The organism is Desulfoplanes sp. PS50 (assembly GCF_053851535.1).
Genome location: NZ_JBSPZA010000012.1, coordinates 12,136 through 37,250, shown reverse-complemented (window position 1 = coordinate 37,250; position 25,115 = coordinate 12,136). Strand labels below are relative to the sequence as shown.

The 25,115-nt window shown below is 55.6% G+C and carries 18 protein-coding genes; 13 read left to right on the top strand and 5 right to left on the bottom strand.

The window, feature by feature from the left end:
- Nucleotides 1-51 precede the first annotated feature (51 nt).
- The gene (locus tag ACTVJH_RS07210) at nt 52-372 is read left to right on the top strand and encodes a hypothetical protein (protein ID WP_455988931.1); all 321 of its coding nucleotides are present in this window, start codon (nt 52-54) and stop codon (nt 370-372) included.
- Between the two features lie 287 nt (nt 373-659).
- Nucleotides 660-1,022 (top strand): hypothetical protein, encoded by a 363-nt coding sequence (locus ACTVJH_RS07205; protein WP_455988929.1) that lies wholly within the window; start codon nt 660-662, stop codon nt 1,020-1,022.
- 301 nt (nt 1,023-1,323) lie between these two features.
- Here the strand turns inward: ACTVJH_RS07205 and ACTVJH_RS07200 are convergent, their stop codons facing one another.
- Both ACTVJH_RS07200 and ACTVJH_RS07195 read right to left on the bottom strand, forming a co-directional pair.
- Nucleotides 1,324-2,241 (bottom strand): transposase, encoded by a 918-nt coding sequence (locus ACTVJH_RS07200; RefSeq protein WP_455988927.1) that lies wholly within the window; start codon nt 2,239-2,241, stop codon nt 1,324-1,326.
- 229 nt (nt 2,242-2,470) lie between these two features.
- On the bottom strand, nt 2,471-4,003 hold the full coding sequence (locus tag ACTVJH_RS07195; protein WP_455988925.1) for a universal stress protein: 1,533 nt from the start codon (nt 4,001-4,003) through the stop codon (nt 2,471-2,473).
- A gap of 204 nt (nt 4,004-4,207) precedes the next feature.
- Here ACTVJH_RS07195 and ACTVJH_RS07190 point away from each other — a divergent pair, with 204 nt between their 5' ends.
- The 11 genes from ACTVJH_RS07190 (at nt 4,208) to ACTVJH_RS07140 (ending at nt 22,454) form a co-directional block, all read left to right on the top strand.
- A complete protein-coding gene (locus tag ACTVJH_RS07190; protein WP_455988923.1) occupies nt 4,208-4,897 on the top strand; it encodes a Crp/Fnr family transcriptional regulator in 690 nt (229 codons plus the stop codon).
- A 358-nt stretch (nt 4,898-5,255) separates the two neighbouring features.
- Entirely contained in the window at nt 5,256-6,386 is a 1,131-nt protein-coding gene (locus ACTVJH_RS07185; protein ID WP_455988921.1) for a glycosyltransferase family 4 protein, read from the top strand.
- Nucleotides 6,387-6,435: 49 nt separating this feature from the next.
- Nucleotides 6,436-7,464 carry a glycosyltransferase family 9 protein gene (locus ACTVJH_RS07180; RefSeq protein WP_455988919.1) on the top strand — a complete coding sequence of 343 codons (1,029 nt, stop codon included), beginning with the start codon at nt 6,436-6,438 and terminating at the stop codon, nt 7,462-7,464.
- Nucleotides 7,465-7,505: 41 nt separating this feature from the next.
- Nucleotides 7,506-8,630 (top strand): cysteine desulfurase family protein, encoded by a 1,125-nt coding sequence (locus ACTVJH_RS07175; RefSeq protein WP_455988917.1) that lies wholly within the window; start codon nt 7,506-7,508, stop codon nt 8,628-8,630.
- 545 nt (nt 8,631-9,175) lie between these two features.
- Nucleotides 9,176-10,771, top strand: coding sequence for a TolC family protein (locus ACTVJH_RS07170; protein ID WP_455988915.1), 1,596 nt, complete (start codon nt 9,176-9,178; stop codon nt 10,769-10,771).
- Between the two features lie 17 nt (nt 10,772-10,788).
- Nucleotides 10,789-12,546, top strand: a complete 1,758-nt coding sequence (locus ACTVJH_RS07165; protein ID WP_455988913.1) for a PAS domain S-box protein — start codon at nt 10,789-10,791, stop codon at nt 12,544-12,546.
- Nucleotides 12,546-13,247 (top strand): ABC transporter ATP-binding protein, encoded by a 702-nt coding sequence (locus ACTVJH_RS07160; RefSeq protein WP_455988911.1) that lies wholly within the window; start codon nt 12,546-12,548, stop codon nt 13,245-13,247. Before ACTVJH_RS07165 ends, ACTVJH_RS07160 begins: the two co-directional genes overlap by 1 nt.
- A 3-nt stretch (nt 13,248-13,250) precedes the next feature.
- A complete protein-coding gene (locus ACTVJH_RS07155; protein WP_455988909.1) occupies nt 13,251-14,447 on the top strand; it encodes an ABC transporter permease in 1,197 nt (398 codons plus the stop codon).
- Nucleotides 14,448-15,127: 680 nt separating this feature from the next.
- Complete coding sequence (gene nifJ / locus ACTVJH_RS07150; protein ID WP_455988907.1) at nt 15,128-18,784, top strand: pyruvate:ferredoxin (flavodoxin) oxidoreductase; 3,657 nt, start codon at nt 15,128-15,130, stop codon at nt 18,782-18,784.
- Nucleotides 18,785-19,053: 269 nt separating this feature from the next.
- Nucleotides 19,054-21,168 carry an acetate--CoA ligase family protein gene (locus ACTVJH_RS07145; protein ID WP_455988905.1) on the top strand — a complete coding sequence of 705 codons (2,115 nt, stop codon included), beginning with the start codon at nt 19,054-19,056 and terminating at the stop codon, nt 21,166-21,168.
- A gap of 221 nt (nt 21,169-21,389) precedes the next feature.
- A complete protein-coding gene (locus tag ACTVJH_RS07140) occupies nt 21,390-22,454 on the top strand; it encodes a phosphotransacetylase family protein (RefSeq protein WP_455988903.1) in 1,065 nt (354 codons plus the stop codon).
- A 13-nt stretch (nt 22,455-22,467) separates the two neighbouring features.
- On the opposite strand, the gene ACTVJH_RS07135 is transcribed toward ACTVJH_RS07140, so the two are convergent.
- The 3 genes from ACTVJH_RS07135 to ACTVJH_RS07125 all read right to left on the bottom strand — a co-directional run bounded on the left by ACTVJH_RS07135 (nt 22,468) and on the right by ACTVJH_RS07125 (nt 24,925).
- Complete coding sequence (locus ACTVJH_RS07135) at nt 22,468-22,695, bottom strand: hypothetical protein (RefSeq protein ID WP_455988901.1); 228 nt, start codon at nt 22,693-22,695, stop codon at nt 22,468-22,470.
- A gap of 67 nt (nt 22,696-22,762) precedes the next feature.
- Entirely contained in the window at nt 22,763-23,380 is a 618-nt protein-coding gene (pal, locus tag ACTVJH_RS07130; protein WP_455988899.1) for a peptidoglycan-associated lipoprotein Pal, read from the bottom strand.
- A gap of 195 nt (nt 23,381-23,575) precedes the next feature.
- The gene (locus tag ACTVJH_RS07125; RefSeq protein WP_455988897.1) at nt 23,576-24,925 is read right to left on the bottom strand and encodes a hypothetical protein; all 1,350 of its coding nucleotides are present in this window, start codon (nt 24,923-24,925) and stop codon (nt 23,576-23,578) included.
- Between the last annotated feature and the right edge of the window lie 190 nt (nt 24,926-25,115).

Below are 25,115 nucleotides of genomic sequence, written 5' to 3'. Positions count from 1 at the left end.
AGGACATTGCTGCGATTGCACCCTTCCAAACCAGCTCTTTCATAACCAATCATGTCTCTTTTCTGGCTCAAAACCCTTCTTGCAATTTTTGCCGTCCATTTTGGTATCTTTTCCTTGCTCTATCTCAGGAAAAGATATCTGCAGCATCTCCTTGCCGCCCTGACCTTTGCCCTCCTGGTTCTCTCATTTTCCTGTCGCATCTGGGCCTCGGAGGCCATATTCCTCGGACACACCGTCCACACCCTGCTCAGAAGCTCCGCCTGGCTCACATCCGCCCTGGTTCTCATCGCGTTTGCCAAAAGCAAAATCGCCCGGCGTTCTACCGTGACCAAATCCCCTGCCTCCTCCTCGCCCGCCGAATACCGGGATTAAATGACGACCGGTTCTCTCCTCTCTTACCCAACGCATAAAAGAACACTTTTTTTTGGGGACAGGCAAACTATGTGCTGCACCTCATGACGGATCTGTTTCTCGTCAGGCAGTTGCTCAAAACAAGATCTGGCAATTATTTTCTTGATACAAACTTCAAGTCAGTGATATCAGGGCGGGAAACGAGGCCGGGATCGATTGGATCGATTCATGATCATCGCCATCGCCAGGGGAATATCGGAGGCCGGAGATATGCGGCGTCCATCACCACAACGAAAAGGAGGTGCCGCATGTTGATTAAACCACAACTTATCGTACTCTTTGTTCTTATCAGCTTTTCCATAGCCCTTGCAGGGCCCAACATGCCCGAAAAAATCAAGACGGAGTTCACTCAATACCCCGGCTCAACGATTGTTCATATCATGGCTGCGGAAGGCATGGTTCAAGCTGTTCTCCAATGCGAAAAGACATCCCCTGAAACTGTCTATGATTATTACCAAAAAAAAGCTGAACACTCCGGCTGGAATATCGCCATGGAGCTCAAAAATGCCGATGTTTACCAGTTAATGATCACCAAACACAATCAAAGCGGAATGATTGCCGTTACCGATGAAAGCGGCAAAATATCTGTCGTATTATCAATTAGCGAGTAGGAATAGCATACACATGCATCAGGATGTGCTACAGAGGACTGACTACGGAAATAAATTAGGTACGGAAATTAGGGACAGGCAATCTATGTAATTTCTTATACGTTTTCAAACGAAGGACGCAACTTTTGCCGAGAATTCAGCCCCGCAGACTCATGAAGCTGGAGCGTCCTGGGCGCAATCCGCCCGGTTCAGGCAAGACGATCACCTTTCCATCTCCCTGCAGAATCTTGGGCGCAAGAAAACAATGCGCAACCACATGACCACGCACTGAAAATATTTATTCGGATAAACCGCTCTTCGGTCAGGCGTTGGAAAGACGCTTTAGGGAGAACATACCCTCCAGCCCTTCCACCTTGCGGGGGATCTTCTCATGCTTGCAGGCAAAGTGGTCGTGAAAGCGCCTGGAATTGCGGGCAACGAATTCTCGGGTTCCGATAATCCCCGAGTCCGTAAAATAGCGGGTTCGGCATCGAAGTCGATCCGCAGTGGTCAGCTTGTATCCCTTCCTACGTTCCTTATTAACCAAAGCTGGATCCAGCCGTGCACCCTTGCCTGTATCCAGCGCCCCGGTTTCATAGACGAATTCTCGGTACTTCCGCAACCGTTCATCCGGCTTCACATCCCATTCGGCCATGCCCAGATCCAGACTCAAAAAACCGTCCCGATTGCGGGTCTGCAAATGGTACCCTAGTGACGACCAGCGATAGTCCTCGGGACGTTTGACGATGTTCGCCCGCACGGGGTTGAGATCGATATAGGCCAGACAATTGACCAGGGTCCGACCGTCCTGAACGATGACGCTCTTGAATCTCTCACCCCAGAAATACCCCTTGCGCTTATTCTTTTTGTTGAAATACCTGGAAAAACTCTGCTTGATTTCTTTGACGAACTCCGACAGGGAACTCCACTTCACCCGAAGATCTGGAATTTTCTCCGACGAGAACACGGCCGTGTCGCCATGGGCGAGCTTGAATCGCTCACGTAAAGATGACTCGTCAGCGTAGTTCTCGGGAAACATGCGCACCAGAAGGTGGAAATGGTTGTCCATAAGACAAAATCCCAGGATCTCGGTGAAATAGATCCGGGAAAAGTGATGGATCAACCACTGCAGCCGGTCCTTGTCAGAACCGTCAAAAGGGAGTCCGTCAAGGGCCGTGCGGGATATGACATGATAGACGGTCGGGGACTCGGACACGAGAAGCCGGGGAATGCGGGGCATGGCGACCTCCGGGTTCAGGAAGTAAGTGGAAAAGGCGGATTTGGAAACTTGGAACTTCGGTAGCATGAAACGACAAAGAGAGCCAGCATAGTTTGCCTGTCCCTAAAAAAAAAAAAAGAAAATAAAAAAAGAAAAGAAAGAAAAGGATTGAGGAAAAAGGATTGAGAAGCATCTATTTAAAAACAGCAGATGCTCCTCCTTTAATAAATCCCAACATTCCTTCGTTGATTTACGATGGTCGAGCCACGAGCACGGGGACTCTGGAATGTTGAATGACTCCGGCGGCCGTGCTGCCCATGACCATCTCTTCCAATTCCCCGTATCCATGGGTCCCCATGATGATCAGATCGAATCCTTCTTGTTCGGCCATGGTCACGATCTCCTGGACCGGATCGCCGACCCTGACGATGGTCCTGTTGGGGGAAAGCGGGCAGGAAGGCATCGTCTCGAGGATCTGACGCGAGGTGGACTGCATGCGTTCGTGCATGACCTGCCGGGCGTGTTCCAGGTTGTTTCGGTTAAAGGCCTCGCGTTCTGCCTCATCCACCACATGGGACAGATCCTTGCCCGTTCCCGAGGAATATTCCTCGAGCACGTCGGGCACCACGTGGATGGCAAACACTTCGGCTCCATACGTGTTCCCGAGATTGCACGCGTATTTGACCGCGTATCTGGCGGTCTCAGAGAGATCCGTGGCAAAAAGGATCTTGCGAAAGGCGACATCCATGGACGCAGCAATCTTCGGCTCCGAAACCGGCGCAGGCACCGCTTCCTCTTCCTCGACCGGTTCCGCCTTGCCGAAGATGACATCCACGAAGCGCACATACCAGGCGGCGGACTGAATCTGGATGACATAGGCCAGGGAGATGAGCAAAGCGATGGTCGTGCCTTCCTTGCCAAAGGCGGTCATGGCGATGGCCAGGGCAATGGACAGATCGCGCATGACCACGCCGAAGACCATGGCCACGGCATCCTTTCTGGAAAAGAAATATCTGCCCACGACCGTGAGCAGACCATAGGAAAGCAGATAGAAAACCGTCAGGGGAACCAGAATGATCAACAGATCACCGGGATGGGCGATGATATGCCTGGCCTTCAGGGACATGGCCACAAAGGCGATCAGCACCACACCCAGAGCGGAAAAGGGAGGAAACCGGGGCTTGATCTTCCGGTTCCAGACCTGTTCGCCGTATTTCTTCTTCCCCACGAACTGGGTCGCCAACCCCACGAACAGAGGCACGAAAACAAAGATCCCGATCTGCTTGAACATGTGCATCATGTCCACTTCCACGGTCGCGCCCATGAACAGCTTGGTGTAGATGGGCGCGGCAAGGGAACCGATGATCAACCCGAACACGACCATCTTGATGGCCGCCTCCTTGTTTCCCCGGGCGAATCCGGTCCAGGAGATGGTCATGCCCGAGGTGGGCAGCACCCCGATCAGAAAGAGCCCCACGGCCCACAGGGCATACTTGGAGGCCTCCCCACCGAGAAATATCTTGCCGATGACAAAGGCGATGATCGGGATGATCACGAAATTGATCACCTGGGTGATCACCTGGAGCTTGCTGTCCTCTCCCTTGAGAATACTCTTGACGTTCAGGGTGACCATCATGGGATAAACCATGATAAAGGTGATCGGAATGATGAACTGTTTCAGAAAAGCGGCCTCGAACAGATAGCCGAAGAGCAGTCCCGCGAGCATGGATACGGGAATGGTCCAGACCAGATTTTTCTGGATGAAGGACAGATAATGGAGCATGGCGGTTCTCCTTGTTGCCGGTTATGACGGTCTTCCCTTGACGAACAGGAGTCAGGGGATGACAAACAAAAACTTCTCACGGCCAATCCGGACAGATTGGTTCTAACTATCCGTTTGTGGGGTGAGTAACAATGCATTCATGCCCGAAACCTTCTGCGAACGCATTGATCCGGATCAACGTATATCCAAAAAGGTGTGGATTTCATGATCGAATCACAGACCATCGCGACCATTCCCCTGTTTCAGGACCTCTCCCGGGAACACATGGATCTTCTGGCCGCCTGCGCCCGATCACAGACATACCGGACAGGCGACATTCTCTGGATGCGGGGCGAAACCGCGGGATCCTTCCACATCGTGCTTTCGGGCAGGGTCAAGATCTTCCGCAGCTCCAGCGAGGGCAAGGAACAGACCGTCTATCTGTTCGGTCCGGGGGAACCTTTTTGCCTGTGCAGCGGTTTTGACAGCCGATCCGTGCAGCCGGCCAGCGCCCAGGCCCTGGAGCCGACAAAGGTTCTCTCCCTGGCCTGGGACTGTTTGAGCAGGACAACGATTGAGCATCCCCTCCTGCTCCTCAAGATCGTCCAGATCCTTTCCCGGCGTCTCAAGGAGGCCATGGACATGGTCGATGCTCTTTCCCTGCGCGAGATCCCTTCCCGGCTGGCCCTGTTCCTTGTCCACTCCTACTGTCAGGACAACGGCACGGTCACCTTTCAGGTCTCCCAGCGGGAGATCGCCAAGATCATCGGAACCACCCCGGAAACCCTCTCCCGGGTCCTCAAACGGCTGGCAGAACAGAAAATCATCGCCACGGCCGAGCGAACCGTGACCGTCCTCGACAGAAAACAACTCCTCAAACTGGCCGGAGCGTTCCATGACCCGGAAGCGGGGTGAACCAGCCACCACAACAAATCGCCCCTGGACACGCACCCAAGACATAGTTGTTCTTATCCAACCACTTGAATTATCATGGTTGGTTTGCCCCGTTCTGGTCGGTTTGACTGTCTGACCGAGCCAGGCATCGTTCATCAAGCCGTTGTCTACCGTCTTGCCGGAACACCTCGCCTTTGTTGAGCAACGGCTTGATGGTACGAAGCCGGCGAGGGAGTTTCAAACCAACCAGAACGGGGCAAACCAACCATGGGAACGTCGACGCTGAACACGCACCTCTTTGGCTTGCCGTTTGCTTCATCTGCGATTAGAGGAAATCCTTCCCTGGAAAGGGGGGATATATTATCCTGGATCACCTATCATGCACATCGGATTCGACGCCAAACGCTATTTTCTCAACGCCACGGGTCTCGGCGCCTACAGCCGGACGACCGTGCGCCTGCTGCTGACCTATTTTCCGGAGCACGATTATTTTCTGTACACGCCCAGACGTACCGACCGGCCCGATTGCATCCGGGAAGAAACGCATCTTCATGTCCGAACCCCCCAAAACGCCCTGACCCGGATGCTCCACCCCGTGTGGAGAAGTTTTCTCCTGGGCCGGGAAACAGGCCGCGACAACCTGGACATCTTTCACGGTCTCTCCCACGAGATCCCCCATGGCCTGCCCGTGACCACCAAGAAGGTGGTCACCATGCACGATCTCATTTTTCTGCGCCACCCTGAGCTCTACAACCGGCTCGACGTGGCCGTGTACAGGGCCAAATACCGGTCCAGCTGCCGCCGTGCCGACCGGATCATCGCCATCAGCGAACAGACCAGAAACGACCTGATCGAATACTTCAATATCCGGGAAGACGTGATCGAGGTGGTCTATCAATCCTGCGACAACCGGTTCTATGAACGGGTCGGGGACGCTGTGCGCGATACCATCCGGAAAACCTATGGTCTGCCCCGAAACTATGTCCTGTATGTGGGCTCCCTGGCGGAACGAAAGAACGTGACCACTCTGGTTCGCGCCCTGGGAGAGATCCCCGGGGAATCCAGACCGCCTTTGGTCCTTGTGGGCACGGGTAACAAAGGGTACATGACGAAACTGCACTCAGCCATCGAACAGGCAGGGATCGGCAACGAGGTCATGTTTCTGGGCGCTGTTCCCGGGCAGGACCTGCCCGCCATCTATCAGATGGCACAAGTTTTCATCTACCCCTCCCGGTTCGAAGGCTTCGGCATTCCCATCCTGGAGGCCCTGTTCAGCAGGACCCCGGTAATCACCTCCACGGGTTCCTGTTTTCAGGAGGCCGGAGGCGGGTATTCCCGCTATACGACTCCCGGAGATGTCGAAGAGCTCAAAACCGCCATAAAAACGGTGCTCGGCGACCAGGAACTGGCCGCGACCATGCGGGAAAAAGGCCATGAACACGCCCTGCGTTTCCATGAGCAAACCGTGGCCAACAATCTGATGAATGTCTACCAGTCACTTTTTCAATGAGTCAGGATCCGTCCTGATCTTCCTATATATTACCTGATCTGAATTTTCCATGACCAACAAACAATTTCTCGTCATCCGCCTGAGCCATCTCGGAGACGTGGTCCTGACCACGGGTGTCCTTGATTATTGGCACCGCAAACACGGCTGGACCTTTCACGTGGTCACCTCCCAGGCCATGTTGCCCATTTTTTTCCACCATCCGGCAATCAGGGATCTCGTCTCGGTGACCGGCAACGAGAAGCCCTTCTGGCCATGGATCGGGTTCTGCCGCTTTCTTCGCAAACGATACGGAAACCTCCCCCTGATCGACCTGCACGGAACTCTGCGTTCCCGTCTCCTGGGCGCGCTGTGGCCTTCCAAGGTCTTCAGATACCCCAAGATGGGATGTTCCAGGCGATTGTACCAGCATTTCCGGCATGAGCCTTCCAAGAAACGGCTGGACGCGACCAATGTTCCCCAACGGTACAGTCTGGCCCTGGAAAAGACCCCACCGTTTGCAAACGAACTGGCCCCGCGGATCTTTCTGCGGGACCAGGAACGGGCATGGGCACGGCGCACCCTGGAACCGCTTGGCCATCGGCCCATTGTAGCCCTCCACCCCTATGCCACCCATCCGGCCAAAACATGGCCCAGGGAACGGTGGTTCGATCTTGTGGACAGACTGCACCGCAAGGGCATCGCCACGATGATCATCGGTCAGAGCGATCTTCCCTTTGTCGGGCCAGAAGCCGGTTCTCTTCCAGAGGGCTCGGTCCCGCCTGACATGGACCTGACCAATGAAACCGATCTCGCCCAGACCTCGGCCGTGCTCGAGCGGGCAAACGTTCTTGTATCCGGCGATTCCGGCCCCATGCACCTCGGAACCGCGGTAGACACACCCGTCATCGCCCTTTTCGGCCCGACCTGCCGCCAATGGGGGTTTTACCCCTCGGGCCCCAGAGACCGGGTCATCTCTCTGAACAAACCCTGCTCACCCTGTTCTCTGCACGGCCGGGGACGGTGCACCCAGGATATGGCCTGTATGCGGGAGATCAACGTGAGTACCGTGCTCGACAGGATCATGGCCCAGATCCCCTGATCTGCCCCGGAAAGTCCCCATCCGTCCAAACGGAGTCACCCATGCGCCCTCTGTACTTCGATTACAACGCCACCACTCCGATTCATCCCCTGGTCTTCGAGGCCATGCGTCCCTGGCTGACCGAACGCTTCGGCAATCCGGGATCACCCCATATGTGGGGGATGGTGGCGAAAAACGGTCTGGACACTTCGCGGCATCAGGTCGCCTCGGCCATCGGGGCAGGTGACGAGGAGCTCATCTTCACCTCCGGGGCCACGGAATCGAACAATCTCGCCCTGTACGGAACGCTCACGGACCCGAAAAATCAGCACCTGATCATCAGCGCGGTGGAACATCCCGCGATCATGGAACCCGCCCGGGATCTCCGGAAAAAAGGGCTCAAGGTGACCGTCGTGCCGGTGGATGACCAGGGCCGGGTACGTCTTGCAGACATTCAGGCCGCCCGGACCGGGAAGACGACTCTGATCTCGGTCATGCTGGCCAACAACGAGGTCGGAACCATCCAGCCGATAGCGGACATCGCCGCCTGGGCGCGAAAGCAGAACATCCTCGTGCACACGGACGCGGCCCAGGCAGTGGGCAAAATTCCGGTCAACGTGAAAGAGCTCGGGGTCGATCTCATGAGCATTGCGGGGCACAAGCTCTATGCGCCCAAGGGGATCGGCGCGCTGTTTATCCGAAAAGGACTCACCATCACCCCGCGAACCAAAGGCGGGGGTCAGGAAGGCGGCATCCGGCCGGGAACGGAAAACATTCCCTATATAGCGGGTCTCGGCGCGGCCTGCGCCATGATAAGGGATCTTTCCGAAGAGGAAGTCCGGCAGCGGCTCCTGGGAGAACGATTCAGACAGGGGCTTATGTCCCTGCAACGCCCTTTTGTCATCCACGCGGACACGGCGCAACGGCTTCCCGGGACCATGAGCGTCGGTTTCAGCGGACTCAGGGCCGGGGACATCATCTCCGGTCTGGTGGGATATGAGGTGGGGGTGTCGGCCGGTGCGGCCTGTCATGCCGGCCAGGAATGTGTCTCCGCCGTGCTCGAGGCCATGCACGTAAACCGGGATGACGCCCTGGGAACCATCCGGTTTTCCTGGGGCAGAATGACCTCGCAAGAGGATGTGGACCAATTGCTGGAACGGCTGGATATGGTCCTGCAAACGCTTTAAGTGTCCAATGCGCACAACCCGGGTGCAACGTCGCACCCGGAATTCCTTATTCATCCGCCGATTACCGCGGGCACCGACAAACTCTCCTTAAATCCGCCAAGCACATCCCTGTTTGCTCTCACACTGCCAAACGCGCTCACAACATCGCCGATACACTTGCATTCTGGTTGTCGATTGTCGATTGAGCGACACCCATGTATTCTCTTAAATTGATCGCTAGCACGAAGGTGGAAGGCACTCAGACCGGGGCAGGAATCGCAACACGCAGGGTTCAAGGCCAACACGGAGATACTCTTGAAAAACAGCATGTCTTCGCCCACCTGAAGGACCAACATAGTTTGCCTGTCCCCAATTCTCTTCTTTTGCGCCAGCTCCTGAACCACTCTATCCGGGCCGTTTTCTCTTGTTTCCATGGCCAAATTTCCGGTTCATCTGTCTTGCATTCTGCGGATAAAACACGATAAGACCCCTCATCGTTACATTGTCTCCTCCAAGTCCCTTTCGGAACGATTCCGATCGATTTGTTTTGTGCAAGGAAACCGCCCGTGTCTCTTATCGCCGATCCGATCACCGTCCGTTTCCAAGCCTGTTTCTGGGTCATGGGCATGCTTGTCTGTCTGACATGCATTTATCCGCTTCCGGCCCAAGGCGCACAAACCCCGCCCGAACCCCAGAACGGCACCCTGACCATCAATCTCTACGAGGCCATCCTGCTCTCGTTGCGTAACAACCGGACAGTGACAAGCGCATACATGGACAGGGTGCTCAGCCGGTTCGATTTTGCCCGGGAAAAGGCCAAATTTTCTCCGAATTTCGACATCGATATCACTGCTGACATAACCTCGCAGCGTGTTGACACCCAGTACAGTGAAAGTGACTCCGCAGGGGTGAAAACCGAATCGACCAATGCGGGCATGAGCGGGACCATCACCCAAAAGGTGCCCACCGGGGCGGAGTTCGTGTTCTCATGGGCTGCGGATTTCGCCAAGTCATGGGATTCAGCCACAAACGACGATCAGGAAGAAACGAAAAAATGGTCGGCCTCATTCAGCCAGCCGCTTCTCAAGAACGGAGGGATCGACTACAATACCGCATCCATCAAACGAGCCGACATGGACGAGCAGGAAAATCTGCTCCGTCTTAGAGACACGGTCATTACAACGGTTTCCGCAACCATAACCTCTTTTCGCAACTTTTTGCAGGCCCGCAAGAATCTTGAAAATCAGCAGCAATCCCTCACCCGGGCCCAGGAACAACTCCGAATCAACGAATTGCTCATCAAAACGGGACGCATGGCTGAAAGCGAAATCTATGAAACCCAGGCCAATGTCGCCCGCCAGGAGCTGTCCTTTGAGCAGAACAAAAATGCCCTGGACCAGGCTCGGCTCACTCTGCTCGACGTCCTGGACCTGGACTCGTCCCTTGCCATTGATCCTATCATGGATGTCTCATTCAAGCCCATCGAACCAGAGTTTGAGACATGCCTGCAAGCGGCGCTGACAAATAGTGCAACCATTATCAGCGCCCGGAATGCGGTCAAAAAAGCCGAGCTCTCCGTCATGGAGGCCAAAAATCAGCGGCTTTGGGATCTGAATATCGATGGGTCGATCGGACAAACAGCGAGCCAGTATACACCGGGAGAAGACACGCGCAACGACGAATGGCAGATCGGGGCATCGGTCACTGCGCCATTTCATCTTTATGGCCAGAAAAAATACGATTATGAAAAGGAGCTGATCAGCGCACGTATCAACCTCCACAAGGCTCAGTTGAGTCTCAAGGAGATCGAGGATGATTTGCGAACAGATATCCTCAACGCAGTCCGCAATGTTCATTCCGCTCTCAAGCAGGTCAAACTGGCCAGACAATCTCTTAATCTCTCAGAAAAAGCCTTTGCCACCGACCAGCTCAAACTGCGCCTGGGCCGGATCTCGAACAAGGATTTCATCTCATCTCAGGACACCCTGACAAGCGCTCAGAAAAACGAGGTGGACACCATCATCGCCTACCTGAACACCCTGACCAGTCTGGATCAGACCCTGGCAACCACATTGGACACCTACAAGATAGCCTTCCAGCCCACCCGTCCCGAGATTGAAGAGAGATATATGGGCCGGCTTGAATGGATGCTCAATCAATAAACAAAGGGAACCCAAAAATGGCGCATCCCGCAATCTACCAGAACATCTTCCACAACCTGACCGACGGGGTCATGGCCCTGGATTTCACCGGAAAGATTATCCTTTTCAACCCGGCAGCTGAAGCGCTGCTCGGACTCGCGGCCGACAAGGTTCTGAACAGGGAATTCGCCGTGGTCTTCATGCTTGAGATGGAAGGCAACGACGACTTCAACCAGGCCGTGCTCGATGCCATCAACCGGGAAGGCATGGGCAAGAACAGCGTCGTGGAATTCACCCCTCCATCGGGCGATCCGAAATTCTTCTCGGTGACCTCCTCTTTTCTGCACACCTCGGGCGAAGAGGAATCCAAGGGAATCATCGTCGTCATCAGCGACATTACCCAGGTCAAGAACCTGCAGCACGAGCAGGAAACGCTCAACTCCAGTCTCCAGCAGGCCTGGGTGGAGCAGGAACGCACCACCGATGACCTCAGGCAGGCGTTGAAGCGGGTCCGGGCAACCCGGATCACGGCTGTTTGCCTGTTCTTTTTCCTCGCCCTTGGCGCGGGCATCTACACCTGGAAGGGTGAGGATCTGCTGGGCTTCGTCAAATCCCAGACCATAGTCACCCAGTCGGCAGACAGATCCCAGACAGCCGTTCGGACGGTTCCCGTATCCATCAAGCCCCTGACCTCGTCCATATCCATGTCAGGAAAGCTCGTTCCTCTTGAGATCATCAACATCGTCTGCCCATACAACGCCAAGATCATAGACCGGCGTTTCGAGTACGGCCAGAAGGTGAACAAGGGGGACATCCTCTTTACCCTGGATTCCACGGAACTCGAAGAGACCTTGAGCGAGGTCGAGGAGACCTTTATCCAGTCGCGCCAGAAGTACGAGGAGCTTACAAACTGGGAAACGAGCAACGAAGTCATCCAGATCAAGCGCAGGGTGTCCAAGGCCAAAATGGCCCTGGACAAATCCAAGAACAAGGTCACGGAATCCCAGCTTCTCTACGACAACGGCATTGTTTCGGCCAATGACCTGGACAACGCCCGGGAAGAATTGGCGAACAACGAGATGAGCTACAAAGAGTCCAGGGAAGAGCTGGACACGGTATTGAACAAGGGGAACGCGGAAAATCTCGCCCTGGCCCGCATGAAATTTGAAAATGCCAGAGCCAAGCGGACCCGCATCCGGGCCAAGCTGTCCATGAGCAGTGTCCGGGCCCCTGTGGACGGAGTGGTTCTCAAACCCATCGGAGGAGACACCAAGGACAGCAAGTCCATTGAAAAGGGAGCATCCTTTCAGGAAGGTGAGGTCACCGTGGCCGTGGGCAATCTCGAGGGCATGGCTGTGGAATCCCGAGTCGACGAGGTCGATGTCCAGAACGTTCGGCAGGGTCAGGACGTCGCCATCACCGGGGAGGGGTTTCTGGGGGTCGTGCTCAAGGGAAAAATCCAGTCCGTATCATCCATTGCTGAAAATTCCGCAGGAAACATGGACGCGACCATGTTTCCGGTCAGGGTGGTCATCCCCCGGGTGACCGGCGAGCAGCGCACAAATATCCGGCTGGGCATGTCCGCGAACATGCGCGTGGAGACCTACAACAATCCCGAGGCCCTGCTCGTACCCATCGGGGCGGTGACCTATATCGAAGAGGACCGCTTCGTCATGGTCCAGGACCCGGTCTCCGGGGAGATCGTTTCCCGACCGGTCGTCACCGGAATGACCACCCTGACCGAGGTGGAAATCAGACAGGGACTCTCCCCCGAAGACATGGTGGTCATTCCCTGATGAATACGCAGCCAACGACCGTTCGCCCTCTTTTGAACATGCAGTCCATCCGCAAATCCTACAACATAGGACAGACTGCCGTGGAGATTCTCAAGGGGATCGATCTGATCATCCGGCCGGGAGAACTCATCTCCATCGTCGGGACCTCGGGATGCGGCAAGAGTACCCTCATGAACATCATGGGATTTCTGGATACGGCCACTTCCGGAACGATTGCCTTCGAGGGCAGGGACGTGAGCAACCTCACGGACAACGAACTTTCAGCCATCAGAAACAACAAGATCGGATTCGTGTTCCAACACTTTTTCCTGCTGCCCAAACTGACCGCCCTGGACAATGTCAGCCTGCCCCTGGTCTATCGGGGGGTGAGTCCGAAAAAACGCCGGGCCGTGGCCGAAGAAATGCTCGCCCGGGTCAACATGAGCGACCGGGGCCACCACCGTCCCAGCGAGCTTTCAGGGGGACAGCAGCAGCGGGTAGCCATCGCCCGGGCCCTTGCCGGAACCCCGTCACTGATCCTGGCCGACGAACCCACCGGGGCCCTGGATACGGCCACGAGCCGGGAAATCATGGAGCTCTTCAAGGATCTGAATGCCCGTGAAGGCATCACCCTGGTCCTGATCACCCACGATCCCGCCGTGGCCGGACAATGCACCCGTCCCATACGTATCAGCGACGGGCTGCTTTCGGAGGCCGGATAATCTATGATGCTCGTGGAGAATCTCAAGGAAGCCCTGCACAGTCTGCTCGGGGCCAAACAGCGGTCCCTGCTCGCCCTGCTGGGCATTGTCATCGGCATCGGGTCGGTCATCGCCATGGTCTCGGTGGGAACCATTGTCCAAAACGAGGCCCTGCGGCAATTCAAGGAGATGGGCACGGATATTCTGACCATCAAAGAGGCCTATTCAGGCACTGGAGGGAGGGGAGCAATCAGCGGCAGCAAGGGATTCGACCTCCACCAGTCAATGGCCCTTCCCCAAAAAACCGAGTCTGTCTCCATGGTCACGGTTCAGGCCTCTGCCTACGAACAGCTCAAATACCAGACAACCCGGGAGAGCCTGTCCGCCCTGGGGCTTACGGAATCAGCCTTTTCCCTGTTCAAACTCAGGATGGCCGAGGGACGGTTCATTTCCGATCTCGATCAGAACATGTTTTTCTGTGTGTTGAGTGCCGGGGCAAGGAAAAAACTGGAAAAGGCCGGGATGCGCGAACCCGTGGGTGAAACTATTATCTTCAACAATCGCTTTTTCACCATCATCGGGGTGCTGGAACCATTGCCCATCAATTCCATGCGTCCCTATGAAATCAACGAAGGGATCATCATTCCCATCTCCACGGCCATGCGCTTTCCCAGGCGTCCCACAATAACGGGATTGACCGCGCGGATCCGTTCGGGAGTCACCACGGACGAGGCCACCCAGGAAATTGCCTCCTACTTCAAGGCGGTCGCCCGCGCCCATGTGGAGATCAGAAGCGCCGAGGAACTCATCGAGCAGATGAAAAAACAGATGCGCATGTTCACCCTGCTTTTGGGGGCCATCGGCTCCATCTCCCTTATTGTCGGCGGCGTGGGGGTCATGAACGTCATGCTCGTGTCGGTGTCCGAGCGGAAAAAGGAGATCGGCATCCGGCGGGCCATCGGGGCCAGACAATCAGACATCCAGGCCCAGTTTCTGATCGAATCCCTGGTACTCTGCTCCGTGGGAGGCGTCCTGGGGATCTCCGTGGGTATCGGCGCCTCCTGGCTGATCGCCTATTTTTCCAATTGGCAGTTCATCTTTTCCATGACCTCGATCTTTCTCGGGGTGGGCGTCTCCGTGGCCGTAGGTATCTTCTTCGGCTTCTATCCGGCCCGCCAGGCCGCACGGCTCAGTCCCATCGAAGCCCTTCGGGCGGAATGAGGAAAACAAAAGGAGACGGGAGACGGGGAGGCGGGAGACGGGAAAAGGCATAGCCTCATGTCGCGTTGTCGTCCTGAATAGCTACAAAACTTTTTTGTCCTGCGTACCCCCTTCCCCTCATCCTGCAAAGGCCGGAATTTTGGACGCCTGCTGCGTAGCCACAATGTTAATGCAACGCCAAACCCTTTGAGATTCTGGATCAAGTCCGGGATAACGTGTCTTTCTCCCGCCTCCCTTCTCCTGTCTCCCGTCTCCTGCCTCCCGTCTCCTGTCTCCCTTCCTTCCCCTTCCCCGTAAACGGCACACACCGCCCGCAAAAGGCGTTTTTCCCCCCTGAGCGTACCTTACGGTCCCCCGATTCTGTCATCGCCGGGACGCAATGCCAGTCAATCAGCGAATCCGTCCATTAGCATAAGAATCTTTCATTTGCTCTTGTAGCTGCTGCCATTTTTTTATAAGCAATGAGGCACTGTCCGTTTCGTATTCTGTCTGGACACTAAAATGAACAAGCGCCTTGTCACCCGAGGCTCCCTTCAGTACACGTTTCTTTCAGTTAAAAAACGTCTGTTCAATCTCCAACCGGCCTCACGGGCAAACGCTTTTCTCAAACGGACCCGGTCCGCAACCAAACAAAAATCACTCACCATTTCGAGTCATCCTTAACATCCAAGGAGTGAATCATGGCCAAAAAAATGAAAACAATGGACGGCAACACCGCTGCCGCACACGTGGCCTATGCCATGAGCGACGCCGCTGCCATCTATCCCATCACCCCGTCCTCACCCATGGGTGAGATCGCCGATGAATGGGCTGCCAAAGGGCGCACAAATATCTTCGGCAATACCCTGACCATCCGGGAGATGCAGGCCGAATCCGGGGCTGCGGCCGCGGTTCACGGTTCCCTGGCCGCAGGTGCCCTGACGACCACCTTCACTGCATCTCAGGGTCTTTTGCTCATGATTCCAAATATGTACAAGATCTCCGGCGAACTTCTTCCTGCGGTCTTTCATGTGACCGCCCGGGCCATTGCCGGACATGCTCTGTCCATTTTCGGCGACCACGCCGATGTCATGGCCGCCCGGCAGACCGGGTTCGCCCTGCTCGCCTCGGCTTCGGTCCAGGAGGTCATGGATCTGGCTCTGGTCGCCCACCTGGCCGCCATTGAATCATCTCTTCCCTTTATCCATTTCTTCGACGGCTTCAGGACCTCCCACGAGATCCAGAAAATCGAGACCATCGACTACGAAGACATGGCCTCCCTGGCCAACTACGACAAGATTCGGGCATTCCGGGCCAGGGCCATGAACCCTGAACATCCTCACATCCGGGGTACGGCCCAAAATCCGGACATCTACTTCCAGGGCCGTGAAGCCGCCAATGCCTATTACGAAGCCCTTCCCCGAATCGTCACCCAGTGCATGCGCCAGGTTTCCGCCCTGACCGGCCGTGAGTACAAACTGTTCGACTATGTGGGCCATCCCGAGGCCGAGCGGGTCATCGTATCCATGGGATCGTCCTGCGAGACCATCGAAGAGGCGGTCAACACCATGAACGAGGCTGGGGAACGAGTCGGTCTGGTCAAGGTTCGGCTCTACCGTCCCTTTGTCTCCGAGGCCTTTTTGCGCGTCCTGCCGGCCACAGCGGAACGGATCACTGTGCTGGACAGGACCAAGGAACCCGGCGCCCTGGGCGATCCTCTGTATCAGGACGTATGCACCGCGTTCATGGAACAGGGCGAGATGCCGCTCATTACCGGTGGCCGGTACGGCATGGGCTCCAAGGAGTTCACCCCCAAAATGGTCAAGGCGGTCTTTGACAACATGCTCGGTAACACCCCGAAAAATCATTTCACTGTGGGTATTGTCGATGATGTCACGGAAACCTCTCTGGACATTCCCGAGACCTTTTCCAGCGCGCCGGCCGGTACGGTCCGGTGCATGTTCTGGGGGCTCGGTTCCGACGGTACGGTCGGGGCGAACAAGAGTGCCATCAAGATCATCGGGGACAACACCGATCTCTACGCCCAGGGCTATTTTGCCTATGATTCCAAAAAATCAGGCGGCTTGACCATTTCCCATCTGCGATTTGGTGAAGAGCCCATCCAGTCGACCTATCTGATCGAGGCTGCCGACTATATCGCCTGTCACAACCCCAGTTATGTGCACACCTATGATATTCTGGAAAACATCAAGGAAGGCGGTACCTTTGTCCTCAACTGTCATTGGTCCCCCGAGGAACTGGACAAGGAGATTCCTGCAGGCATGCGCAGGACCATAGCCGAGAAACGACTCAAGATGTACATCATCGATGCGGTCAAGATCGCGGGCAAGGTCGGCCTGGGCGGCCGGATCAACATGATCATGCAGACGGCCTTTTTCAAGCTCTCCGAGGTCATCCCCTTTGAAAAGGCCGTGGCCCTGCTCAAGGAATCCATCAAGACCACCTACGGCAAGAAGGGCGACAAGATCGTGAACATGAACATCGCCGCCGTGGACCAGTCCGTGGACAACCTGGTCGAGATCACCGTGCCCGAATCCTGGAAGGATGCTGTGGACGAGCCGACCGCGGAACGAAACGAGCCCGATTTCGTGAAAAACGTCATGCGCCCGATGATCGCCCAGCAGGGAGACAAGCTGCCCGTGAGCGTTTTCACCCCCGACGGGACCTTCCCCCTGGGTACGACCAAATACGAAAAACGCGGCGTGGCCATCAACGTGCCCGAGTGGATCATGGACAATTGCATCCAGTGCAACCAATGCGCCATGGTCTGTCCACACGCAGCCATCCGTCCGGTCCTGCTCACGGACGAAGAACTGGCCAAGGCTCCGAAAACCTTCACCACCAAACCGGCCCTGGGCAAGGAGCTCAAGGGACTGCATTTCCGCATCCAGGTGAACACAATGGATTGTCTGGGATGCGGCAATTGCGCGGACATCTGTCCGGCCAAGGAAAAGGCCCTGGTCATGAAGCCCCTGGCTACCCAGACCGAAGAACAGGTGCCCAATTTCGACTTTGCCGATACGGTCACGGCAAAGGACGAGCTCATGAAACGAACGTCCCTCAAGGGCAGCCAGCTCCAGCAGCCCCTGCTCGAGTTCTCCGGCGCCTGTGCAGGCTGCGGAGAAACCCCGTACGTCAAGCTGCTGACCCAGCTCTTTGGCGAACGAATGATCATTGCCAACGCCACCGGGTGTTCGTCCATCTGGGGAGCTTCTGCACCTGCCGTGCCCTATTGCACGAACAAGGACGGTCACGGCCCGGCCTGGGGCAACTCCCTGTTCGAGGATGCCGCGGAATTCGGCTACGGCCTCTCCATGGGGATCAACCAGCGCAGAAACACCCTGACCAAGAAGATCTCCCAGGCCCTGGAAGCGGATCTGCCCGAAGAGCTCAAAAAAACCATGCAGGCCTGGCTCAAGGGCAAAGACGATGGTGAGGCCTCCAGAAAACACGGGGACACACTCCGGACCCTCCTCGCTGCGGCCCCGAAAAACGGGCTGCTTGAAGAGATCCTGTCCATGGAGGACCTGTTCACCAAAAAATCCTATTGGGTCTTTGGCGGAGACGGCTGGGCCTACGATATTGGTTACGGCGGTCTGGATCACGTCCTGGCCTCGGGCGAAGACATCAACGTCCTGGTCATGGATACGGAGGTCTACTCCAACACCGGTGGCCAGTCCTCCAAGGCCACGCCCCTGGGATCCATCGCCAAGTTCGCGGCCTCGGGCAAGAAGACCGGCAAGAAGGATCTCGGCCGCATGGCCATGACCTACGGCTACGTCTATGTCGCCTCCGTGGCCATGGGCGCCAACAAACAACAGCTCTTGAAGGCCTTTACCGAGGCCGAAAGCTATCCCGGCCCCTCCCTGGTCATCTGCTACGCCCCGTGCATCAATCAGGGGATCAAAAAGGGCATGGGCAAGTCCCAGTACGAGGAACAGCTCGCCGTGGAATCGGGGTATTGGCCGTTGTACCGGTACAACCCCCTGCTGGCCGATCAGGGCAAGAATCCCTTTGTCCTGGATTCCAAGGCCCCTGACGGCACGCTCCAGGAATTCCTGTCCGGTGAAAACCGTTACGGACTTCTGGAACGAACCTTCCCGGGCGAGTCCAAGAAACTGCGTTCAGCCATCGAGACCCAATACCAGGAACGCTACGAGATCCTGCGGCGCATGGCCGAAGAGGAGCCTCTTGCTCAATCAGTCCAGGAATCCGGCTCGTCACGAACAACTTCCAGCAAGGAAGATGTGCAACGCTGCGAGGCCACATCCACTGCCGAACACGCCCGGACAGACGGAGACAATGGTCCCTGCGATGACGGCAGATCGGGAAAATAACCCCCTGATCAGCCATTGAACTCACGACACAGGGAGAAAGTTGGAATGAACCGACTTTCTCCCTGTGTCTTTTTGTGGTGATCCGGAATGACTGAGATTACCGTCTGCTGGGACATGACGATACAATCGCCGATACCGCTCAAAATCCAAAATTGCAGGAACAGTCTCAAAGGTGTAAAGGATACCCGTGATTCAACTAACGAATTTCTCATCGGAACGCAGAATTTCAAACCGACCATGGTGCCAACTCTCACAAGTGAGCTGTCTGTATGACCCCATCCCATTATGATCTTCAGGCGCTGTTCAATCCCGAATCCGTTGCCGTTATCGGAGCATCGTCCGTCCCGGGCAAGGTCGGACACACCATTGTCCACAACATGATTGAAGCCGGGTATCAGGGAACCCTGATTCCGGTGAACCCCAAGAGTGACGAGATTCTCGGTCTTCCCGTGACCAAATCCATCGAGGATCTGCCCCAAGGAATCGATCTGGCCGTCATGACCATTCCCAAACAAGGTGTGGTCAACTCCCTGAAGCAATTGGCCGGCGTGGGGGCCAAGTCCGCCATCATCATCACCGCCGGATTCAAGGAGGTCGGACATGAGGGATATAAGCTGGAACAACAGGTGGCCAAGATCTGCACCGCAAACAACATTGCCCTTATCGGTCCCAATTGTCTGGGCATGATCAATATCGGGGGCAGGGTGAACGCCTCTTTTGCCTCGGGCAGACCCCTTCCCGGAAGCATCGCCTTTTTCTCCCAATCCGGTGCCCTCTGTTCCTCCATCCTGGACTGGGCGTCAGGAGAAAACGTGGGGTTCTCCAAATTCATCAGCCTGGGGAACAAGGCCGTACTCACCGAAAGCCACATGCTCGACTATCTGGGCAATGACCCGGCAACCAGGGTTGTCCTCGGGTATATTGAAAACATCACTTCCGGTGAGGATTTCATCCGTATGGCCAGACAGGTCACGGTCAAAAAACCCGTGATCATGGTCAAATCCGGAACCACCTCGGCCGGTGCCAAGGCAGCATCCTCCCATACCGGGGCCATTGCCGGATCGGACAACGCCTATACGGCGGCCTTCAACCAGGCAGGGGTTATCCGGGCACGCTCCATCGCCACGTTGTTCAATCTGGCCCAGGCCTTTTCCCAGCTGCCCATGCCCAAAGGCCCGAACCTGGCCATTCTGACCAATGCGGGAGGGCCGGGAATCATGGCTGCAGATGCCTGCGAACGCTCGGCCCTGAATATGGCCTCCCTGAATCCGACCACCGTGAACACACTCAAGGGGGTTCTTCCCCCCTATGCCTCCCTGTACAACCCCATTGACATTGCCGGGGATGCCGATGCCACGGCGTTTGGGAGCGCGTTGGACATCGTGCTCAAGGACGACAATATCCACGCCGTCCTGGTCATGCTCACCCCGACCTCCACGGCTGCGGACAACCTGGAAAACATCACCCAGGCGATCATTGACGTGGCCAAAACCACGGACAAACCCGTCTTTCCCTGCTTCATGGGCAAGAAGCGGGTCGCTGACGGACACAGGATGCTTCAGGACGCAGGTCTTCCGTGCTACACATTTCCGGAGCCGGCCATTGAAAGTCTGGAGGCCATGTACAAGTACCATGCATGGCGGCACTCGGCCCAGCCGATTATCCCTGAGATTGAAAGGGACAAGGACCGGGCCGCCGCAGTCATTTCCCGGGCCATTGCCGGTGGGGCCGATGAAATCGTGGAATTCCAGGCCCAGGAGATTCTTTCAGCCTACAACCTTCCCGTTCCCCGCACCGGACTTGCCCGGCACAGTGAGAATGCCGTGGCCATAGCCGAAGCTATCGGCTATCCGGTTGTCCTGAAAATTGCATCGCCACAAATATCCCATAAAAGTGACGTGGGTGGGGTCAAGATCGGCCTGAAAGACGCCAAGGAGGTCAAGGACGCCTTTATGGACATCACCTCCAGGGCACAGCGCATGCGTCCCGAGGCCCTGATTTCCGGCTGCCTGGTTCAGGAAATGGCGCCCAAGGGAGCCAAGGAGATCATCATCGGGTTCAAACGCGACGATCAGTTCGGGCCCTTGATCATGTTCGGACTCGGCGGCATCTATGTAGAGGTCTTGAAGGACATCTCATTCCGACTGGCCCCGCTGAGCCGAGAAGACGCCCACAATATTATCCGGGAGATCCGCTCGTACATGCTGCTCAAGGGGGTCCGGGGCGAACGATCGGTCAACTTCCGGGCCATTGAAAACATCCTCTTGACCATGTCCCGACTTTCCCTGGACTTTTCGGAAATTTACGAGGCGGAATTCAATCCCGTCCTGGTCAATAAGGACAAGGCCGTGGTGGCCGATGTCCGGATCTCGCTGCAGACATAACCCGATCAGGCCGGCAGCATGGCCGCACAGCGGGATATTCGCGATCGCCAATCACCGCGAGGATATGTCCAACGACCAAAACTGCCCGGCCAATCACCGTTTTTCCCGTGCATTCCCCTTGGGATTGTCTGAAAAATGTGTAATAGATGTTGCATTGTCAGTAATTATCTTGTTTTTTTCCATACCCACTTCCCAGAACACTCATGACAAAGGGGGCAGATATGATAGGACTCTACATAGGATCGACCACAGGTTACGCCGGAAAAAACATGATTGCCCTGTCCTTGGGTATGAAATTTCAAAAAGACGGCCTCAAGGTCGGATACATGAAACCGGTAGGTGCGGTTCCTGGCAAGGCCGGTGAAAAGGTCGGCGACGAAGATGCCTTCTTCCTCCAGGAAGTGCTCGGCCTGAACGAAGATCCAAGCCTGGTTTCCCCGGTTGTCGTCACCCATGATTTCAAGACCAAGGCACTGGCCGGGGAATGCGGAACCCCTGCCCTCCAGATCAAGGATGCCTACGAAAAACTCAGCCAGGATACGGATGTCATGGTTCTGGGAGGATCGGGCAGTTTCCTGCATTCAGGCAAATACTGCGGAGTGGACGGCCCCACCCTGACCAAACTTCTCGGGCTCAAGACCATCCTGATCGATCGCTACTCCAAGGAACTCAACTACGACTATCTGATGTGTGCCAAGGAATCTCTGGGCGATTCTCTGGTCGGGGTCATTTTCAACGATATCCCCCTGCATGTCATGGATGAAGTCCAGAACGTGATCAAGCCCTTCCTCGAGAGCAACGGGGTCAAGGTACTTGGTATCATTCCTCCGGATTCCATCATGCGGGCCATCACCGTCAGGGATCTTTCCAATCGGCTTGGCGGCAAGATCATCTCCGTGAGTTCCAAGGCGGACAAGATCGTGGAAAACTTCCTCATCGGGACCATGCAGGTCGAAAACTTCATGACCCACTTCAAGAAAAACAAGAATTCGGCCATCATCGTGGGCGGGGACCGTTCCGATGTCCAGCTCGTGGCCCTCGAGGGCGGCGCCCCCTGTCTGATCCTGACCGGCAACCTCTACCCCAACGACATCATCCTGACCCGTTCCGAAGTCCTGGGCGTACCGATCATCGTGGTCAGGGACGACACCTACACCGTGGCCAAGAAGATGGAAAACATCCAGATCAGCCACAAACTCAGGGATATCGTCAAAATCAACCAGGCCACCCAGATCATCAATTCCAACGTGGATTTCCAGGCCATCAAACAGGCCCTGGGGGTATAAAGGCAACACTCTTTCAGCCTACCAAACACAGGACAACGAAAAAGGCGAACCAGATTGGTTCGCCTTTTTCGTTGTCCTTCACGGCCTTGCAGACAAGGCCGGTATTCCCCTGTGTCAGCCCCAGACGCCAGCGATGAACCGTACTCCGCACTCGCTTGCATCGTAAACGACCAAGGGCGGTGCCCCTGACCCGTTTATGATCTTGTGTCAGACATTCGCTGGAGCGCGTCTTTACCGGCATGAATATCTTGCCGGGGTGACTTCTAGCTCATGCATCCACCACCCAAACGGACACATTTTATCATGCCTTATTTGAAAACCTTGAACTCGTCCCGTCTGTTCTGAGCCCAGGCGGTTTCATTGTGCCCGGGATCGGCGGGGTATTCCTCACCGTAGCTGATAATCTGCAATCGCTGCGGATCGACGCCGAGGAGGATCAAAAACTCATAGGCCACGCGGGCACGTTTCTCACCCAGGGCAAGGTTGTATTCATCCGTACCCCGTTCATCACAATGCCCTTCGATGCGCATTTTCAGCTCAGGCAATTTCTTGAGCATCTCGGCCTTGCTCTGAAGAATGGTCCGTGACTGGGGCTTGAGCTCAAAGGAATCGAAATCAAAATAGATCAGGTTGGATTCCAGCGTTTGAAGGCCCTCTTCAAGCATGGATTCCTGCCTGGCCCGCTCTTCCTGGACCCGCTGCTCCTCGGCCAGCTCGCGCTCCCGCAGGGCCTCTGCAGCTTTCTGACGTTCTTCCTCGGCCATCCGGTCTTTTTCTGCCTGAGTCATCTCCTGCGTCTGCGACTGAATCTGCTCCTGCGAGGCAGGCGAGGTTGCCTCGGATGGGATCTGTTTCTTGGCGCAACCGAAACAGACAATGCATGAAAAAACAACCAAAACCAACCAACGAAGTCCATGGTGCATCATAGAGCCCTCCAGAAGTAAAAATGTCGTTTCAAGCTGTTGGAATATGGAATGGAAAAAATTTACGAAATGTACGGGAGCCAAGAGATTGAAAAAATTATGCACATTGAAAAATAGAGACCAAAAATTTCTAACCTCGCCCCACTTTTTGAGCTCTCCTGAATTTCTTAACGTCCTCACATATCGAAAGGTATCACCCTACCAGGCCACGGGAGACCAGTTGGGTGCCGTCGCATCACCGGAACCCGTGGGAATGTGCTTGGCATTGTCCCCGTACCTGGTGGCCACATAGAGTTGATACCTCCCTGTCCGATTGGAGGTGAAGGCCAGAAAGTAACCATCAGGTGACCAGGCCGGATCTTCATCATTACCGGGACCAAAGGTTACCTGCCTTTCCATGCCCGTGTCCAGGTCGGTGACAAAAATTCTATGGCCGGTATCGGTCCGACGGGCAAAGGCAAGCATGCTCCCATCCGGGCTGAGACTGGGACAGGTGTTGTACTTGCCTTCGTAGGTGACTCGGGTGACATCACCGGATTGCAGGTCCAGAATAAAAATATGGGGATTCCCGAACCTGCTGGAAACAAAGGCCATGCGCCTGCCCTCGCGATCAAAGGAGGCCGAAATATCGATGGCCCTGTTCTGAATCAGGGGAGAACGCAATTCCTTGACCTTGTAGGATGAATCAAGGACGTAAATATCCGGATTGCCGAACGGATCGATACTTATGGCCAGCTTGCCATCCGCATCAAAGGCCGGGGCTATACAGGTGTGCCCCGGAAGATCATATTTCATGATCTCTTTGGTCTTCCGGTCCCACACCGCCAACCTGTGCCCGGAACCATTCAGATAGGTAAAGGCCAGTTTGTCCCCGCCAGGAGACCAATCCGGGCTGAGGCTCATACCATCGTAATGGGTCACCTGAAAAAGATCGTTACCCTGGGGGGAAATCAGACAGATCTGCTTGAACGTCCCCTGCCGACAGACATAGGCGATCCGCGAGGTAAAAAAAGTCTCGCTCCCGGTGAGCTCCTTCATCAGGGCGGCGCAAAACCGGGTCGCTACTTCGGGAACCTGCTTGTCGTTCTGGATATAATAGGCCTTACCCAGAACCAACCTGCCGGTAAAGGTCTCAAAGACACGCAATTCCACGGAATCCGCCTGTTGGCCATGCTCTCCCTTGTCAGCCCAGGCTGTTGTCAGGACCAGATCGACCTTGGAAAGCTGGAGCTTTTTGAAATCCATATCCCGGGCACGAAATCCACCCAGCTTGTCCCCGCCCAGGATGTCCCCCTTGGTGACAAAATCGAAAAACGGCAAAAAATCGAGATTGCGCCCCAGGGCGGCCTCCAATTGCTCGAGTCTGGCAGGAATCCCTGTAACGGGTTGATTGTCCATCCCCAGAGGGGGCGCCTGGTAGAAACGAACCCGGGTTTGTCCCGGACCGTAGATATCAATGGATACGGTTGATTCTGCGGCAAAAGATGCTCCCGGTACCAGGAGGCCGAGAAGCAGAATGATCAGACAAAAAAATACACTTTTATTCATAATGGCTGGCACAAATATGCTTATGTTGAGGGAACCACTTTGACCGGGCAACACATCGTAGAGGTTGTCATGTCCTAAAAATACTTGCCAATTTGCAATCTGCAATGTTCTTCAATTGTCGACATCTCCGGTGACAAAATATGCCTTGTCTCTACAAAATATTCGAATCTCAGACATCGGCCGCCCCGTC